The sequence below is a fragment of the Kineosporia succinea genome (assembly GCF_030811555.1).
GTDB lineage: Bacteria > Actinomycetota > Actinomycetes > Actinomycetales > Kineosporiaceae > Kineosporia > Kineosporia succinea.
Window position 1 is genome coordinate 6,134,218 of the sequence record NZ_JAUSQZ010000001.1, and the last position, 16,834, is coordinate 6,151,051.

The window sequence follows — 16,834 nt, forward strand, 5'->3', positions numbered from 1 at the left end:
CGGCCGCCCCGCCCACCGTGGGCCGATGATCATCCGGCGAAGAACTCCATCAGGTTGGGAGCCCACGCCACCTGGTCGAACAGGTGGTCGAAGCCCTCCCGGACCAGGAGTTCCGCGGTCGGGATCTCCTCGACCAGGCGCGCGCACGCCTCGTGGATCTCCTTCACCCCGATGGTCCCGCTCATCACCAGCGTCGGCACCGTGATCCGCCGGACCTCCTCGTAGGGGATCTCCAGGTGCCGGCAGCCGATCAGCGCGTCGTAGTACGCGGAGGGAGCCATCGACTCGAAGGCCGCCCACGCCGGGTGGCTCTTGAACGCCTCGATGTTCTCCGGCTTGACGAAACTGGCGATGTCCCGGGCGAAGACGGTGACGATCTCCGTCCTGTCGTCCTGGTCCACCAGCTCGCGCAGGTGATCCAGGTCGTTCTCACTGGTGCGCCACGACCAGTAGGGCGGCTCGTACACGGCGAGTTTGCGCATCGGCACGCCGCGGGCGGCGGCGAGCACCGAGATCACCCCGCCGGTGCAGTTCCCGAAGACGTGCGCCGGCTCGCCGACCGCCCCCAGAACGGCCTTGAGGTCGTCGATCTCGGCCTCGATCGACCAGGTGTCCAGGTCGCCGAGGTCGCTGTCCCCGCGTCCGCGCCGGTCGTAGTTGACCACCGTGAACTCGGAGGCCATGCTCGTGGCCAGGGGCGTGAACATGACGCGGTCGTTGAGACCGGCGCCGACCACGACCACCGGCGGCCCGGAACCGATGCGCTCGAACGCGATCCGGGTGCCGTCCCGCGAGGTCACCTTCTCCACGACCCGGCCCTCGAGCTGGTCGAAGTCGTCGTCGAGGTGGATCACGCGGCCGTCGTAGGATTCCTTGTCCGTCGTCATACGAGCGCTCCCACGGGTGCCCCCTCCAGGTAGACCGGCACCTCGGCGTGGCCGTTGACCACGAAGCTGCCCTGGCCCACCAGGTCGTCCTTGGGGACAGCCAGGGCGATGTCCGGGAAACGCTCGAACAGGGCCGGGATCCCGGTCATCCAGGCGCTCTTGGCGAGCCGGGCGCCGAGGCAGTAGTGCACCCCGAACCCGAACGACAGGTGGGTCTTGTCCTCGCGGTTCACGTCGAACTCGTTCTTGGTGTCGCCGTGGTTCTTCGGGTCACGCCCGATACCGGCGAAGTCGACGAGCATGACGTCTCCCTTGGACACCTGGTGCCCGCCGATCTCGACGTCCTGGGTCGCGAACCGGAACGGCAGGTGCGCCACCGGGGACTCGACCCGGAGGGTCTCCTCGAACACGTCGTCCCACGAGACCGCGCCGGACCGCACGTCCGCCAGCAGTTTCGGGTCGTTCATGAGCGCGACCGAGGCGTGGGCCAGGGCGTTGACCAGGGTCTCCGAACCGGCCCCGAGGAGCAGGTGGAGCGTCCCGATCATCTCCGAGTCGCTGAGGGCCGAGCCGTCCTCGTTCTTCGCGGCGATCATCCCCGAGGTCAGGTCGTCGCCCGGGTTGGCGCGCTTGTAGGCGACCAGCTCGGTGATGGCGTCCTGCCACTGCTCGAGGTTGGCCTCGGCCACGTCGCTGGAGATCCGGGTGTCGATGTTCTTGTGGCCGCCGGCCAGCACGTCGGCGCGGCGCTCCTCCGGGACGCCGAACAGGTCGCACATGAGCCGGGTGGGCAGCTCCATGTGGAACAGGCCCTTGAGGTCCACCACCGTGCCGGGTTCCTGAGCCGCCAGGTTGTCGAGCAGCTCACCGACCGTCGCCTCGATCTTCGGCTTCATGGCGTCGACCCGGCGCTGGGTGAACGCGCGCAGCAGCAGGCTCCGCAGCCGGGCGTGGTCGGCGCCGTCCTGGGTCGCCATCGTGTCCATGGCCGCCCACGTGATCAGGGGCCAGCCGTTGGAGATCTCGCCCCGGATGTACTCCGGCCAGCTCTTGCGCGGGTTCTTGGACCACAGTTCCTGGTTGCCCATGATGGCCTTGCCGAGCTCGTAGTCGTGCACCGACCACGCGAGCACGCCGTCGGGCAGCTCGACCCGGGCGATGGGCCCCTGGTCGCGCAGCTTGTCGGTCTCCCCATGGGTGTCGGCGCCATCGGGGTCCAGAACGTACGGGCACACACTGGCAGACATCGTCACGACCTCCACAGCCGTTGATTTCGGTTCGCCGGAAGATACGAGCACACCGCCCGACTCCCGCCGCCCACGCTAGGCAGCGGGCCCGGCACGGGTCTTCCTCTGGCTTGCGCACTCTCGTTCGCTGAGGCCACCCGGGTCCCGGGGCGTGAGAGCGCACGGCAGGAGGCGGCCGGGGTGCGGGGACCGGGTCGAGACTGTCGTCAGGGCCGGCGTCCCGCACGTGGGCCCGCCGGCATTCCGAGCCGGAGCAGAGTCCGGAGCGGAGAGCCGCATCACGAAGCCGGATCACCAAGCCGACCAGGGACGGGTTGCATGGACCAGCGGTACCCGGGACTCAGCCCGGATCAGATCCTGACCCTCGAAGCGTTCGCCGACACCGTGATTCCCGGCCGGCGGCGCAGTGAGGACGACGTGGCGATCAGCGGGGTGCACGACACCCCGGGCGCGGTCGAGGCGGGGGCCCTGGACGTGCTCACCGACCCGGCCGCCGGACTCTCCGACGGGATCGGGGAGATGGCCGACCTGCTGCACGAGCGGGTGACCGAACTGATTCCGGCCGAACAGGTTCCGTCCCCGTCCGTGGTGGACGGCCGGGAGGTCCCGGTCTTCGTGCGGCTCACCTACGAGCAGCGCCGCCTGGTGGTCGCCGCGCTCACCGAGTCGTCGTACCCCGAACGCGAGATCTGGTTCCTGGTGGCGCTGTTCGCGTACATGGCCTACGACAGCGCGCCGCACCTGGACACCGCCAAGGCCGTGCGGGACGGGCATCCGGGGCTCCTGCAGCTCGGTTTCGACCAGCCCGGCGACGACGGCCTCTGGCGCAACGACAAGCCCGGGTACGGCCGCCCGACCGCCCGGCCCCGGCCGGGGACCGACGAGAGAGGGAACCTGCCGTGAGCGCGGTCGAGAGCGTGGACGTGGTGGTCATCGGCAGCGGCTTCGGGGGTGCGATCCCCGCCTATCACCTGGCCGCCGGCGGCGCCCGCGTGGTGGTGCTGGAACGCGGGCCCTGGCTCAGCAGCGGGGAACTCGAGCACAGCTTCAAGTTCGGCAGCTCGGCCACCCGGGCGTTCGACTTCACCGCGGGGTCCGGGATGAGCGTGCTGGGCGGGAACTGCGTGGGCGGCGGCAGCGTCGTGTACTTCGCGGCGATGCCCCGGCCGCCGGCCTTCGTCTTCGAGCGTCAGGGCAGCCTGGGCCGCCGGATCTGGCCCCGGGCGCTGTCCCGGGAGACGCTGAACCCCTGGTACGACCGGGTGACCGAGTCGGTGCAGGTCGAGGACGCGACCTGGAAGGACATCAGCTACGGCGGCGGCCTGTGGGGGGCGCTGTGCGACCACGCCGGCCGCACCGCCAACCCGCTGCCCAGCGCGGTGGACGGTGAGAAGTGCGTGGACTGCAACTGGATGATGGCCGGGTGCCGGTTCGACGCGAAGAAGTCCCTCACCCTGAACTACCTGCCGGCGGCGGTGGCCCACGGCGCGCAGATCCGCCCGCTGCACGAGGTGCAGCAGATCACCCGGGAGGGCCAGGAGTACCTGGTCCACTTCCGCACGGTCGACCCCGTCGACTACCGGGTCCTGGGTGAGGAGGGCACGCTGCGGGCCGCCGTCGTGATCGTGGCCGCCGGCGCCGGGGCCACCCCGGTGATCCTGCAGCGCTCGGAGCCCGCCCTCGGGGCGATGCCGCACGGGGTGGGACGGTACTTCTCCGGCAACGGGGAGCGCCTGAACGTCGTGGAGATCGACGAGGAGCGGGTCCGCTCCGTCCTGGGCCTGCAGGGGCGCAACGGCGGCGGCTACTCGGCCTTCCAGGTGGGACGCGGCCCGGTCGTGGCCAACTGGGACAAGCTCGACGCCGCGCTGCCGGAGTTCGAGCGGTACTCCCTGGAACAGCTCTACTTCCCACCGGGTCTGGGCACCGTCCTGGCCCGGGCCGGGGGTCCCTCCCCGGACTGGTTCGGGCTGGACAAGAAGGAGCTCCTGGCCCGCTGGCAGTCCTGGCTGATCATCTTCGAGATGATCGAGGACGACAACGAGGGGGTGTTCGGTCCGCCGCCGCCGACCGGCAACTCGGTGCGGCTGGCCCAGCAGACGCTGGGCCGGGGGACCCTGCGCTACCGGCCCCGGCCGAGCACCCTGGCGGCCTGGGCCCGGGCCGACGCGGACATCTCCGACATCGTCGGGCGCGACGGCCTCGGCGTGGCCCGGCCCTGGACCAACGACCTGGTCGGCGCGTACACCGTGCACCCGCTGTCGTCCTGCCGGGTCGGTGACGACCCGGCCACCTCCGCCCTCGACAACGGTCACGAGTTGTACGGTCACCCGGGAATTTTCGTCACCGACGGGTCGGCCGTGCCGACCGCGCTGACGGTGAACCCCTCGATGACCATCGCCGCGATGGCCGAGCGGGCGGTCCCGAACATCGTCCGGCGCCTGCGGGAGGCGGGTCGCCCGGTCCGCTACGGCGCCCCGGTCCCCGTTCCCTGAGGCTGCTCCGCGAGAGCCCTTCCCGGGAGCCCGTTCCCCTCGTCCTCACCGGCCCGACGACCGTCCGGGCCCCGCGACAGGAGGTATGCATGTTCTTCGAACGCCACACCGATCTGGAGACGGCCTTCCCGGAGGTCTTCCGGCAGATGACCTCTCGCTCCTACCAGGACGAGAAGGCCCAGCGCCTGGAGGTGGTGGAGCACCGCTGCGACATCACCGACGCGGGCTCGGGGCGGATCACCGTGGTGAGCCGCCGCACCAGCCCGGCGGGCAGCGTGCCGGAACTCATCCGCGCCATGGTGAAACCCACGCTGACCGTCACGGAGACGGAGAGCTGGCACGCCCCGGACGGCGGGCCCGGTCGGCAGGGAGACTTCTCCGTCCAGGTCTCGGGGGCGCCGATCGCGGTGAAGGGCACCGTGCACCTGGACCCGGCCGGCACCGGCTGCCGGCTCACCTTCGAGGGGGAGCTGCGCACGACCGTCCCGCTCTTCCGCTCGGCGATCGAGTCGGCGGCCTCGGGCCGGGTCATCGACACCATCGAGGCCGAGTTCGCCCTCCTGCAGGACATCTTCCGCCCCGGCGCCGCCACCGACGGTGCGGCCCGCCGGTCCGTCGACCAGTGACCGCCCGACCCGAAGAGGAGATCACCGTGCCCGCCTCACCCGACATCCTGAGTGCGTTCGACCACGACACCCACGCCCTGCTGACCATGATCGACGCGATCCCCGAAGCGGACTGGGAACGCGACACCCCGGCCGAGGGCTGGACGGTGCGCGACCAGGTGGCCCACGTGGCGTTCGTCTTCGACCTGGCCCGCTCGGCGTGCGCCGACCCCCCGGCCTTCTCGGCCGCGCTGGCCGCCGTCGCCGAGCACGGCTTCGAGCAGGCCGTGAACGGTGCCCTCGTCCCCTGGGGGGCCGGCACCACCCAGGACGTGCTGGGCCGTCTGCGGCAGGCCCGCTCCGCGGTGGCGCAGGCCCTGTCCGAGGTCAGCACACCGACCGTGCCCTGGCTGCAGAACCCCCTGCCGCCGGACGTCCTGACCATGGCCGGGATGCTGGAGACGCTCGCCCACGGGCAGGACATCGCCGACGCGGTCGGGGTCGTGCGCGAGCACACCGACACGCTGGCCTACATCGTGCACTTCGTGCACCGCACCCGCGACTTCGGCTACCTGGGAACCGATCTCACGCCACCGGAGAACGAGTTCCGGTTCGAGGTGGAACTGCCGTCGGGCCGGGTCCTGGAGGTCGGCCCGACGGACAGTCCCGACGTCGTGCGCGGCCCGGCCCTGGACCTGTGCCTGCTGGCCGCCCGCCGACGGCACGTGGACGACCTCGCGCTGACGGCCACCGGCCGGGCCGCCGAGTGGCTCCCGCTGGCCCAGGCCTACCGCGGGCCGGGGGGTGCCGGCCGCAGGCCGGGCCAGTTCGCCGCGGCACAATAGGTTTCGACGGGGGAGATGGGGATCCGGGACCTTCGATGAAGGACTACTACGAGATCACGCATGTCGTCGGGTTCGAGGAGACGAACCTTGTCGGTAACGTCTACTACGCCAACTACGTGCGCTGGCAGGGCCGCTGCCGCGAGATGTTCCTGTTCGAGCGGGCCCCCGCGGTCCTGCGCGCGGTCCAGGACGACCTGAAGCTGTTCACCATCCGGGTGAGCTGTGAGTTCTTCTCCGAGCTGACGGCCTTCGACCCGATCTCGATCCGCCTGCGCCTGGTCGAGCTGGCGCAGACGCAGGTGGAGTTCTCCTTCGAGTACCTGCTGGTGAGAGACGGTGAGGAGCGGCTGGTGGCGACCGGCCGGCAGCGCATCGCCTGCATGCGGGGGCCGAACGGGGCCACCCGTCCCTGTCCGGTGCCGGCCGAGCTGGTGTCGGCGCTGAAGCCGTATTCGATGCATGGAGGGGTACGTTGACGTCGTCCGGGCACGAGGAGCGAGGGGTGGTCGAGGGGCATTTCCGTTCCGTGATGGGATGCTTCGTCACCGGCGTCACCGTCATCTCGGTCGGCGGGGAGTGGGTGCACGGCATGACGGCGAACGCGTTCACCTCGGTCTCGCTGGAGCCGCCGATGGTGCTGGCCTGCGTGGCCGACACCGCCAGGATGAACCGGTGCATCGAGCAGCAGGGCAGTTTCGGGGTCTCCGTGCTGAGCCAGGAGCAGCACTCGACCGCGCGGCTGTTCGCCCGCCCGGCCCGGGAGCACGGCCTGCCGCAGTTCGACGAGGTGGGCTGGCATCCCGGGCCGGTCACCGGGGCCCCGCTCATCGACTCGGCCCTGGCCTGGCTGGAATGTGACGTGGTGCAGGCCTATCCGGGGGGTGACCACGTCATCTACGTGGGCCGGGTGCTGGGCTGCGTGATCGGGGCGCCGGGGGCGCCGCTGACGTTCTGGAACGGCCGGCTCGGGGCGGGAGCGCCCGCGGAGGGCACCCTGTCGCACTGACCGGGCACCGCGAACGGCCCGGTCACCTGGGAACATCCAGGTGACCGGGCCGTTCGGTGTGCGGGGCGATCAGGCCGGCGCGTTGCGGGGGGTGTTCTGGTAGGCGGCCAGCTTCCAGGAGCCCTCGGCCCGGGAGAGCACCCAGACCGCCCGGATGGCGTTGCCCGCCTGCACTTCCTGGTCACCGGCGTAGAGCACGCCCCCCTCGGTCACCACGGCCACCGCGCCCTCGGCCAGGGGGGTGATCGCGATCGGGGTGCCGGTGACCCGGGTGCCCTGGTAGGGGCCGGCGTACGCGGCGCGCAGGAACTCGCGGATCTTCTCGCGCCCCTGCAGGAAACGGCCCGGCAGGGTCATCGTGCCCTCGGCGACGAACAGGTCGGCGAACGCGTCGGAATCATGCGCGGCCCAGGCGGAAACCACGGCGGGCAGCACGTCGGTGGGCGAATCGATCGTCGGTGCGGTCATGATCGGCTCCTGTCGGTGAACGGAGTGGTGAAAGGGGTTGGTGCCTGGCGATCGTCTCCCGGCGGGCACCGGGCGAGCACCCTTCGGCGTGCTCGTCTTCGGCGGCCGGATTCGTGCGGGTAGAATGCTGATCCCCCGACGACCAGGCGGCGCGGTGGCCCTGGGCCCGCGCTCCGCCCGATGCGGATAACGGCGGTGAACGGATGTCGGTCGATGCGGTGCGGGATCTTCTGCTGGCCCAGCTGGCGGAGGTGCGTCAGGATGCCGTCGGTCAGTTCGAGGGCCTGAGCGAGGCCCAGGCCCACGAGCACGTGGGGCCCGGTCACAAGAACATGCTCGGCCTGCTCCACCATCTCACCGTGGCCTGCGAACGGTTCTGGGTGCGCGCCGTTTTCGCCGCCGACCAGCAGGCCGTGCGCGACTTCCGGATCGATCCGGCGGCCCCCGAGGGAGGCGTGCCGTGGCTGGTCGCGCCGGAGGTCCCCACGTCCCAGGTGATCGATCGCTACCTGGGCGAGGTGGCGCTCGTCGACGACTTGCTGACCCGCTGTGACCTCGACGAGCCGGTGCGCTGGTGGCCGCTGTGGCGCAGCGACCAGCGTCCCGTCTCGCTGGCGGAGGTCGTGCTCGCGGTGATCCTCGAAACCGCCAGTCACAACGGGCAACTGGCCGGTGCGCGGCATCTCCTCGTGGGCAGCGGTGTCACCCACCACTGATCAGGCCGGTGCGCCGGCCCTCTCGCCGGTCAGGGCCTGCCAGCGCCCGGCGATCGTCTGGCGCCACTGCTCGTACAGCGGGCGGCCCACGCCCACCGGTGAGGAGTCGCCCGGCCGGGTGTCGAGCCCGAGCTGGTGCGCCGCCGCCACGTCCAGTCCGGTGAGCGCGGCGACGGACCGCGCCGAGCTGTCCGGGACCAGACCGGAGTAGCTGCGCGCGGTTGCCGCGAACACGGCCCCGACCGCGAGCTGCGCGGCGTCCGGCCCGGCCTGTTGCTGCAGCGAGGTCAGGGCGGGCGCGTCGGCGCCCCCGGCGAAACAGGCGGCGAGGCCGACCCCGCCCCACAGGTCGCTGCGGCGCCCGGCGGCGAATCCGCCCACGGCGCCGGCCACGTCGTCCACCCGGCCGCCGTGGATGAACCACAGCGCCCGGCCGATGCCCTGGTCGCACACGCGCTGGAAGTAGCCGGCATCGCCGTCCCACGGGTAGCCCGGCTCCCGGCGCTGGCGGCCCACCACCCGGTCGGTCTCGAAGAAGGCCCGGTCGAACCCGTAGCCGTCCACCGCCAGCCACGACATCACGGGATGGAACGGCGAGGCCGGGAGGTCGGGCACGACGTCCTTCCAGAGCGGGCGCGGCAGCCGGGCCATCGCGAAGCCGATGCCGATGTAGGCCAGGAACAGGTGGCGGCCCGCGTCACCGGTCAGCAGGGTCCGCACCCGGTCGCCGCCGCGCGGCATGCGGTCGAGGATCGTGAGGGCCATCGTGACGCCCTCGTAGGCGAAACCCTGCAGGGCCGGGTCCACCAGGGCCACCCGCAGGTCGAGTTCGGGCAGCCGGGCGCCGTCGATGCCCCACTCGAAGCCGCAGATCACCGCCCGGGCCACCGATTCCAGGTCCGGGCGCGGCCGGGTTCCCGGCGGCAGCGGGAACCCGCGCCGCACCGCCCCGACCTCGTCCAGCGCGGGTGCGAGGATCTGGCGCCGCAGGGCGCCGGTCACCGTGGCCATCGTTTTCCTCCACGCGGTCCAGGTCTCTTTCCCGTCCGTCCGAGGGTAGGCCGGGCGCGGTGCGGGGGCCTTGTCGGGACGTGCGGTGTGCTCGGGAAGCGGAATACTCTGCCCGCCCGCCGGATCCGCCGGGTAGGCCACGGATCAATAAGGGCGCCAGGCGCTCTCGGTGCTGTGATGGCTGCACGCATCAGATGGCCCGGCCGAGCGGGCCGGACCCGTCCGGATCCCCGGACGCCGCAGTGAGCAACGGAATGCTCCGACGGGAGGGGCTGTACCGGTGGACGATCGCATTGCAGTAGTCGGCCTGGGGCTACGGTACCCGGACGCAGACACGGTTCAGGATTTCTGGGACAACATCCTGGCCGGTCGCCGGGCGTTCCGGAACCTGCCCGCCAGCAGGATGAATCCGGCCGACTACTGGTCGGCCGACCCGCAGGCACCCGACCGGTTCTACAGCCGGCGGGCCGCGGTCCTGCGCAACTTCGAGTTCGACCGGGCGCGGTTCGCGATCAGTGGCACGACCTTTCGCGCCACCGACCTGACCCACTGGCTGGCGCTGACCGTGGCCGAGGAGGCCTGGGCGGACGCGGGTCTGGAGACGGAAGACCCCTCGGCCCGGCCCCTGCGGGAGCGAGCGGCGGTGGTCCTGGGGAACTCCCTGACGGGTGAGTTCAGCCGGGCGTCGATCATGCGGGTGCGCTGGCCCTACGTGCGCCGGACGGTGGGCGAGGCCCTGGCCGGCCGGGGCTGGGACAGTGCCGAGGTCGCCGGTTTCCTGGACACTCTCGAGAGCGACTACAAGGCCCCGTTCGCTCCGGTGGGGGTGGACACCCTGGCCGGCGGCCTCTCGAACACCATCGCCGGAAGGATCTGCAACTACTTCGATTTCAAGGGCGGCGGGTACACGGTCGACGGGGCCTGCTCGTCCTCCCTGCTGTCGGTGGTCAATGCCGCCCAGCTGCTGCGCAGCGGTGACGTCGACGTGGTCCTCAGCGGAGGGGTGGACCTGTCCATCGACCCGTTCGAGGTGATCGGCTTCGCCAAGACCGGTGCCCTCGCGGCGCACGAGATGCGGGTGTACGACGCCGAGTCCCAGGGATTCTGGCCGGGCGAGGGCTGCGGTGTCCTCGTGCTGATGCGCGAGGCGGACGCGCTGGCCCGGGGCGCCCGGATCTACGCCGTGATCTCCGGCTGGGGCATCTCCTCCGACGGCGCCGGCGGCTTGACCCGCCCGGAGGAGACCGGTCACCGGCGGGCCCTGCGCCGGGCCTACGACCGGGCGGGACAGCCGATCTCGACCGTCTCGTACTTCGAGGGACACGGGACCGGGACGGCCGTCGGCGACGAGACCGAGATCCGCGCCCTGAGCGGTGCCTTCGCCGAGGGAGGCGGCCGCGACCGGGTGGCCCTGGGCACGGCCAAGGGGAACATCGGGCACACCAAGGCCGCGGCCGGTGCCGCCGGGCTGATCAAGGCCTGCCTGACCCTCAGTCATCAGCTGATCCCCCCGGGCACCGGCCAGAAGACCCCGCACCCGGCCCTGACCGGCTCCTCGCTGCACGTGCCCCGCACGCTCGAGCTGTTCCCGTCCGGGCCGACACCGCGGGTCGGGGTCTCGGCGATGGGCTTCGGCGGTATCAACGCACACCTCGTGGTCGAGGCGCCGGCCGGCGTGCCGCGGCGCGCGACGATCGACCGGCGCAGCCGGGACCTGGTCGCGGGACGCCAGGACGGCGAGCTCCTGGTGCTGGCCGCGCCCACGAGAACGGCTCTGCTGGAACGGATCGACACGGTCGCCCGGCGCCTGGCGCCGATGTCCTACGCCGAGATCACCGACCTGGCCGGGGAACTGGCCGCCGCGGTGCACCCGGCGCACACCTGGCGCGGTGCGGTGGTGACGAGCGACCCCGACGTCGCGGTCGAGCGGCTGGGCGAGCTGCGCACGGCGGTCGAGCACGGCCGACCGGGCGATCCCGGGCGGGGCGTGCTGTTCGTGCCCGCCCGATCCGGGCGGCCCGCCCCGGCCCGGATCGGCTTCCTCTTCCCCGGACAGGGGGCGCCACCGCGCTCGGGCACCTTCCTGGCCTCCCGGTTCCCGCAGCTGGACGTCCCGGCGGCACCCGACGTGCCGGGGGAGCCGCACGAGACCCAGGTCGTCCAGCCGCGCACCGTGGCCCTGTCGGTACAGGCCCTGGCCGTGCTGCGCCACCTCGGGATCGAGGCGAGCGGTGCCGTCGGGCACAGCCTCGGCGAGGTCAGCGCCCTGCACTGGGCCGGGGCCCTGAGCGCGGCGGAGGCCGTGGACCTGGCCACCACCCGCGGCGACGTGATGGCCCGCGAGAGCATCACGGGCGGCACGATGGCGGGGATCTTCGCCCCGTCCGACGTCGTCCAGGGCCTGCTGGTCGAGCCCACCGTGATCGCCGGGTACAACGGGCCCCGGCAGATCGTGGTGGCCGGGCCGGTGGCCGCGGTCCGGCAGACCATGGCGGCGGCGCAGCGGGCCGGGATCGCCGGCGCCGAGCTGTCGGTGTCGCACGCCTTCCACTCCCCGGACGTGGCCCCGGCGGTCCGGGCCTTCGAGAAAGTCCTGACCGAGAGCCATTTCGGGGACGTCGGACGGCACGTCGTGTCGACCGTGACCGGGGAACCGCTCACCGCGCCGGACACCCAGGCGCAGCGGGACGAGGTGCTGCGCTCCTACCTGACCCAGCAGATCGCGGCACCCGTGCGGTTCGCCGACGCCCTGGGCGTCCTGGCCGGACAGGTCGACCTGCTGCTCGAGGTCGGTCCCGGCCGGACCCTGACCGGTCTGGCCGCCGAGTCCTGGCCGGGCACCCCGTGCCTGCCGGTGCAGGCGGACTCCGACAGTGCGATCCCGCTGCTGACCGCACTGGGAGCCTGCTTCGCCGCCGGGGCCCCGATCGACCTGGCCGAGCTGTTCAGCGGGCGGCTGGTGCGCCCGCTGCCGGCCGAGATGACCTTCCTGACCAACCCGTGCGAGGCGGCCCCCGACACCTTCGCGGGCGGCAGGCAGGACAGCGACGCCGGGGACCCGGCGAGCGAGATGACCCAGGTGACCGAGGCGAGCAGCGCTGCCGGCGCTGTCGGGGCTGCCGGCGCTGTCGGGGTCGACGACCAGGAACCCCTTTCCGTCCTGCGCCGTGTCGTGGCCCAGCACATGGAACTACCGCTGGAGCACATCACCCCGGACCTGCATCCACTCGACGAGCTGCACCTGAGCTCCATCACGGTCTCGCAGCTGGCGGTCGAGACCTCCCGGCAACTCGGCAAGGGGCCCCTGTCGGCCGCCACCAACCTCGCCACGGTCACCCTGAGCGAACTGGCCGAAGCCATCGCGGCCACCGGCGCCGCCGACGAGCAGTCCACGGACGCGTTCAGCGGCATCGAGCCCTGGGTCCGGGCCTACCGCACCGACTACGCGCCCGCCGCGTCCCCCGCCCCGTCCGAACCCGTCCCGGGCACCTGGACGGTCCTGGGCGCCACGCACGAGGAGGCCGCGGCGACCGCCACCGCCCTGGCCACCGAACAGGTCGGCGACGGCGTCCTGGTGGTCGTCGACGAGCGGCGGCCGCTGACCACCGGAGCCCTGCGCGAGGGCGTCCGGGCCGTTCTGGAGTCCCCCGGCAGCCGGCTGGTGGTGATCGACGCGGGGGAGCAGGGGGCCGCCGCGTTCACCCGCTCCTTCGCCCTGGAACACCCCGAGGTCCCGACGATCTGCCTGACCGTCGGCCGGCTGCCCCAGGTGAGCGAGCTTCCCGCCCTGGTGGCCCGGGAGGTCCGGGCCCAGGCGACGGGCACCTGGCTGGAGACCCGGCTGGACAGCATCGGCGTGCGCCGCCGCCCCCGGCTGGAGCTGTGGCCGGTTCCCGACGCCTCCGACCGGGCCCCGCTGGACCCGGGGGACGTCCTGCTCGTCACCGGCGGCGGCAAGGGGATCGCGGCCGAGGCCGGCCTCGCCCTGGCCCGCCGCTGGGGAATCCGGCTCGCCCTGATCGGCCGCTCCGGTCCCACCGGCGACCCGGAGCTCGCCGCCAACCTGAAACGCATGGAGGACAGCGGTGTCCGGTTCGCCTACGCCCGGGCCGACGTGACCTCCCCGACGCAGGTGGCCGCGGCGGTGCGCTCCCTCACCGAACAGCTCGGCCCGGTCCGCGGCCTGGTGCACGGAGCCGGGCTCAACGAGCCGACCCGGGTGGAACAGCTCACCGACGAGCAGATCGAGGCCGCGCAGGCCGTGAAGGTCGGTGGTCTCGAGACCGTCCTGGCCGCGCTCGACCCGGGCGCCCTGCGCCTGCTGGTCGGCTTCGCCAGCATCATCGGGCGGGCCGGCCTGGACGGCGAGGCCCACTACGCGGCGGCCAACGAACGGCTCACCGCCCGCTGCGAGGAGTTCGCGACCACCCACCCGGACTGCCGGGTGCACTCCCTGGAGTGGTCGGTCTGGTCCGGCGCCGGGATGGGGGAGCGGCTCGGGGTGCTGCACGCGCTGCTGCGTCGCGGCATCTCCCCGATCTCCCTCGACCAGGGGCTGGACGTGCTGGTCCGGCTGCTGGAGGCCCCGGACGTCCCGGTCACCCTGGTGGTCAGCGGGCGCACCGGTGACTGGGCCACGTTGTCCTCCGACCGTCCCGACCTGCCGCTGGGCCGGTTCCTGGAGAAGGTCCAGGTCGACTACCGCGGGGTGGAACTCGTCGCCGACAGCGCCCTGAGCCTGGAGCGCGACCCGTACCTGGTCGACCACTGGCTGGACGGCGACCACCTGTTCCCGGCCGTGATCGGCCTGGAGGCGATGAGCCAGGTCGCCGGCGCCGCCGCCGGCCTGCGCGGTCCGCTCCAGGTGACCGAGGTCGAGTTCCTGCGCCCCGTGGTCATTCCCGCCCAGGGCGAGGAGACGCTGAGGATCTGCACGCTGGTGGAGGGCGACACCGTCCGGGCCGTGGTCCGCGTCGGGGCCACCGGCTTCGCGGCCGACCACTTCCGGGCCACGTTCCGGATGCGCCCACCGACCACCGACGCGCCGCCGGCCCCGCTCGTGCCGGCCGGGGCGTCCCTGCCGGCCGGTGACCTCTACGGCTCGTTGTTCTTCCAGGGCAAACGGTTCCAGCGGGTGCGGACCTACCTCGACCTGGGGGCCCGGCGCGCCGTCGCGGAACTGGACGCCCACGACCACGACCAGTGGTTCGCCGAGTACCTGCCCGACCAGAGGGTGCTGGGCAGTCCGGGGGTGCGCGACGCGATGATGCACGCGCTGCAGTGCTGCGTGCCGAACGCGGTCCTGCTGCCGGTCGGGGTGGGCCGGATCGACCTGGCACCGGACTTCGGTGACGGACCGGTCCTGCTGCACGCCAACGAGATCGGGCAGCGCGGCGACGACTACTTCTACGACGTGGTGGCCCGCGACCCCTCGGGCCGGGTCCTGGAGTACTGGGAGGGCATGCACCTGCGGGCGGTCCGGCCCTCCGACAGCCCACCGGTGGCCGCGCTCATGGCCGCCCACGTGCAGCGCGACCTGGAGGTGATCGGGGACACCGAACTCGCGGTCGGGATGGACGGTTCGGCCGCGACCGGGGAACGGGGAGACGGCACCCGCCGGGCCATGGCCCGGGCCCTCGGCCGCGACGTCCAGGTCCGCCATCGCCCCGACGGGCTCCCGGAGGTCGACGGGGAACACGTGACCGTCTCGCACGCCGGTGCCCTGACCGTGGTGGTGGTCGGGACCGACTCCGTCGCCTGCGACCTGGAGCCGGTGGGCGAGCGCCCGGCCGACACCTGGGCGGCCATGCTGGGACCGGCCGGGGCGGCCGCCTCGGCCCTGCTGCGCCAGGTGCCCGGCGCCGACGCCCAGGTCGAGAACACCCGGGTCTGGGGCGCCGTCGAATGCCTGCGCAAGCTGGGGCGCTTCGACGAGGCCCTGACCGTGCCGGCCGACGCGAGGCAGGGGCACTGGACCCGTCTGGAGGCCGGTCGCACCCGGCTGTTCAGCCGCGTCATCGCCGGGGACGGCACCGGCGGCCGGCTCGTGCTCACCGTCGCCCTGCCCGCCGCCGGCCCGGCCGGACCCGTTCAGGGACACCGGATCGCAGCATCCACGGATAAGGACGGCGGACGGCACCGACCTACAGTCGGTGAGGAAGCCGGGACGGCGTCCCACCCTGCCGGAACCCGGCGGGGTCGTGAAGGGGAGGAACAGTCATGACCAGTCGCGGCCATGCCGTGGTCATCGGGGGAAGCATCGCGGGACTCCTGACCGCACGGGTGCTCTCGGACCACTTCGAGCAGGTCACGGTGCTGGACCGCGACCAGCTGCCGGAAGGGCCCGACACCCGCCGGGCCGTGCCCCAGGGACACCACATCCACGCGCTCCTGGCCCGGGGCCAGCAGATCCTCTCGGACCTGTTCCCCGGCTTCGTCGAGGAGCTGGTGGCCAAAGGAGTCCCGATCGGCGACTTCGGAACCAGCCTGACCTGGTACTTCAACGGCGTCCCGATCCAGAAGACGCCCACGGGCACCACCTGCGTGGCGGCCGGCCGCCCGCTCCTGGAGCGCAGCATCCGGGCCCGGGTGGCCCAGCTGCCGACGGTCGAGGTGCGCGACGGCGTCGAGGTCCTGGGATGGACGCACACCGCCGACCGCGGTCGGGTCACCGGGGTGAGTGTGCAGGAGCCGGGCGGTCGTCAGGAGCTGGAGGCCGACCTGGTGGTCGACGCGTCGGGCCCCGGATCCCGCTCACCCCGCTGGCTGGAGGATCTCGGCTATCCGGCCCCGCGCCAGGACAGCGTGAAGATGGACCTGATCTACACCACCCAGGACTTCTACGGCCCCCTGGACGAGGACCCGATCGGCGACGACATCGCCATGCTGCCGGTGGCGACCCCGAAAATGCCGCGGGGAGCCATCTTCGCGCGACTCGGCGACCGGTACGCCATCTCGCTGACCGGCATCCTCGGCGACCAGCCCCCGACTGACCGCGAGGGCCTGCTCGCCTACACCGACAGCCTCCCCGTCCCCGAGATCGCCCGCGCGGTGCGGCTGGCCGCACCGATGGGGGAGGCCAAGTCGTTCCGGTTCCCGGCCAGCGTCCGGCACCGCTACGACAAGATGCGCGCCTTCCCCGACGGGCTGCTCGTGCTCGGCGACGCCTTCAGCCGGTTCAACCCGGTCTACGGCCAGGGCATGACCGTCGCCGCGCTGGCCGCGGAACTGCTCGCCCACCACCTGGCCGAGGGGCCGGTGCGGCCCGCGCGGTTCCACCGGGCGCTCAGCGGGCGGGTGAACGCGGCCTGGAGCATGGCGGCCGGCGCCGACCTGGGATTCCCCGGGGTGCAGGGAAAACGCACCCCGGCCACGGTGATCGGCAACGCGTACATCACCCGGATGCAGCGCGCGGCGGCCACCGATCCGGTGCTGTCGCGGACCTTCCTGCGGGTCGCCGGGCTGGTGGACCCCCCGACCGCACTGCTGCGGCCCTCCGTGGTGGGCCGCACACTGGCCGGCTGACCAGGACCCACCGACGCACCACCCGTCACG

General features: G+C 72.6%; 13 protein-coding genes. 9 read left to right on the forward strand and 4 right to left on the reverse strand.

Annotated elements, in window-relative coordinates; all coding sequences use genetic code 11:
- Positions 1 to 29: 29 nt before the first annotated feature.
- Together J2S57_RS27070 and J2S57_RS27075 are read right to left on the reverse strand one after the other, a co-directional pair.
- Positions 30 to 887 (reverse strand): alpha/beta fold hydrolase, encoded by an 858-nt coding sequence (locus J2S57_RS27070; RefSeq protein WP_307248060.1) that lies wholly within the window; start codon positions 885 to 887, stop codon positions 30 to 32.
- Positions 884 to 2,134, reverse strand: a complete 1,251-nt coding sequence (locus J2S57_RS27075; protein ID WP_307248062.1) for a cytochrome P450 family protein — start codon at positions 2,132 to 2,134, stop codon at positions 884 to 886. The genes J2S57_RS27070 and J2S57_RS27075 overlap by 4 nt, the downstream gene beginning before the upstream one ends.
- A 318-nt stretch (positions 2,135 to 2,452) precedes the next feature.
- On the opposite strand from J2S57_RS27075, the gene J2S57_RS27080 reads away from it, so the two are divergent.
- The 6 genes from J2S57_RS27080 to J2S57_RS27105 all read left to right on the forward strand — a co-directional run bounded on the left by J2S57_RS27080 (position 2,453) and on the right by J2S57_RS27105 (position 7,085).
- Positions 2,453 to 3,037: a DUF5987 family protein gene (locus J2S57_RS27080; RefSeq protein WP_307248064.1), complete on the forward strand. Its 585-nt coding sequence runs from the start codon at positions 2,453 to 2,455 to the stop codon at positions 3,035 to 3,037.
- On the forward strand, positions 3,034 to 4,629 hold the full coding sequence (locus J2S57_RS27085) for an FAD-dependent oxidoreductase (protein ID WP_307248065.1): 1,596 nt from the start codon (positions 3,034 to 3,036) through the stop codon (positions 4,627 to 4,629). Before J2S57_RS27080 ends, J2S57_RS27085 begins: the two co-directional genes overlap by 4 nt.
- 89 nt (positions 4,630 to 4,718) lie before the next feature.
- Positions 4,719 to 5,255, forward strand: coding sequence for a DUF2505 domain-containing protein (locus J2S57_RS27090; protein WP_307248067.1), 537 nt, complete (start codon positions 4,719 to 4,721; stop codon positions 5,253 to 5,255).
- 26 nt (positions 5,256 to 5,281) lie between these two features.
- On the forward strand, positions 5,282 to 6,079 hold the full coding sequence (locus J2S57_RS27095; protein WP_307248069.1) for a maleylpyruvate isomerase family mycothiol-dependent enzyme: 798 nt from the start codon (positions 5,282 to 5,284) through the stop codon (positions 6,077 to 6,079).
- A 35-nt stretch (positions 6,080 to 6,114) separates the two neighbouring features.
- On the forward strand, positions 6,115 to 6,555 hold the full coding sequence (locus J2S57_RS27100; protein WP_307248071.1) for an acyl-CoA thioesterase: 441 nt from the start codon (positions 6,115 to 6,117) through the stop codon (positions 6,553 to 6,555).
- On the forward strand, positions 6,552 to 7,085 hold the full coding sequence (locus J2S57_RS27105; protein ID WP_307248073.1) for a flavin reductase family protein: 534 nt from the start codon (positions 6,552 to 6,554) through the stop codon (positions 7,083 to 7,085). Before J2S57_RS27100 ends, J2S57_RS27105 begins: the two co-directional genes overlap by 4 nt.
- Before the next feature lie 69 nt (positions 7,086 to 7,154).
- On the opposite strand, the gene J2S57_RS27110 is transcribed toward J2S57_RS27105, so the two are convergent.
- Positions 7,155 to 7,553, reverse strand: a complete 399-nt coding sequence (locus J2S57_RS27110) for an SgcJ/EcaC family oxidoreductase (protein ID WP_307248075.1) — start codon at positions 7,551 to 7,553, stop codon at positions 7,155 to 7,157.
- 203 nt (positions 7,554 to 7,756) lie between these two features.
- Here J2S57_RS27110 and J2S57_RS27115 point away from each other — a divergent pair, with 203 nt between their 5' ends.
- The gene (locus J2S57_RS27115) at positions 7,757 to 8,269 is read left to right on the forward strand and encodes a mycothiol transferase (RefSeq protein WP_307248077.1); all 513 of its coding nucleotides are present in this window, start codon (positions 7,757 to 7,759) and stop codon (positions 8,267 to 8,269) included.
- On the opposite strand, the gene J2S57_RS27120 is transcribed toward J2S57_RS27115, so the two are convergent.
- Positions 8,270 to 9,280, reverse strand: coding sequence for a DUF1702 family protein (locus J2S57_RS27120; protein ID WP_307248079.1), 1,011 nt, complete (start codon positions 9,278 to 9,280; stop codon positions 8,270 to 8,272).
- Between the two features lie 280 nt (positions 9,281 to 9,560).
- Here J2S57_RS27120 and J2S57_RS27125 point away from each other — a divergent pair, with 280 nt between their 5' ends.
- Both J2S57_RS27125 and J2S57_RS27130 read left to right on the forward strand, forming a co-directional pair.
- Complete coding sequence (locus J2S57_RS27125) at positions 9,561 to 15,503, forward strand: type I polyketide synthase (RefSeq protein WP_307248081.1); 5,943 nt, start codon at positions 9,561 to 9,563, stop codon at positions 15,501 to 15,503.
- Complete coding sequence (locus tag J2S57_RS27130) at positions 15,500 to 16,804, forward strand: FAD-dependent monooxygenase (RefSeq protein ID WP_307248083.1); 1,305 nt, start codon at positions 15,500 to 15,502, stop codon at positions 16,802 to 16,804. Before J2S57_RS27125 ends, J2S57_RS27130 begins: the two co-directional genes overlap by 4 nt.
- Positions 16,805 to 16,834 lie beyond the last annotated feature (30 nt).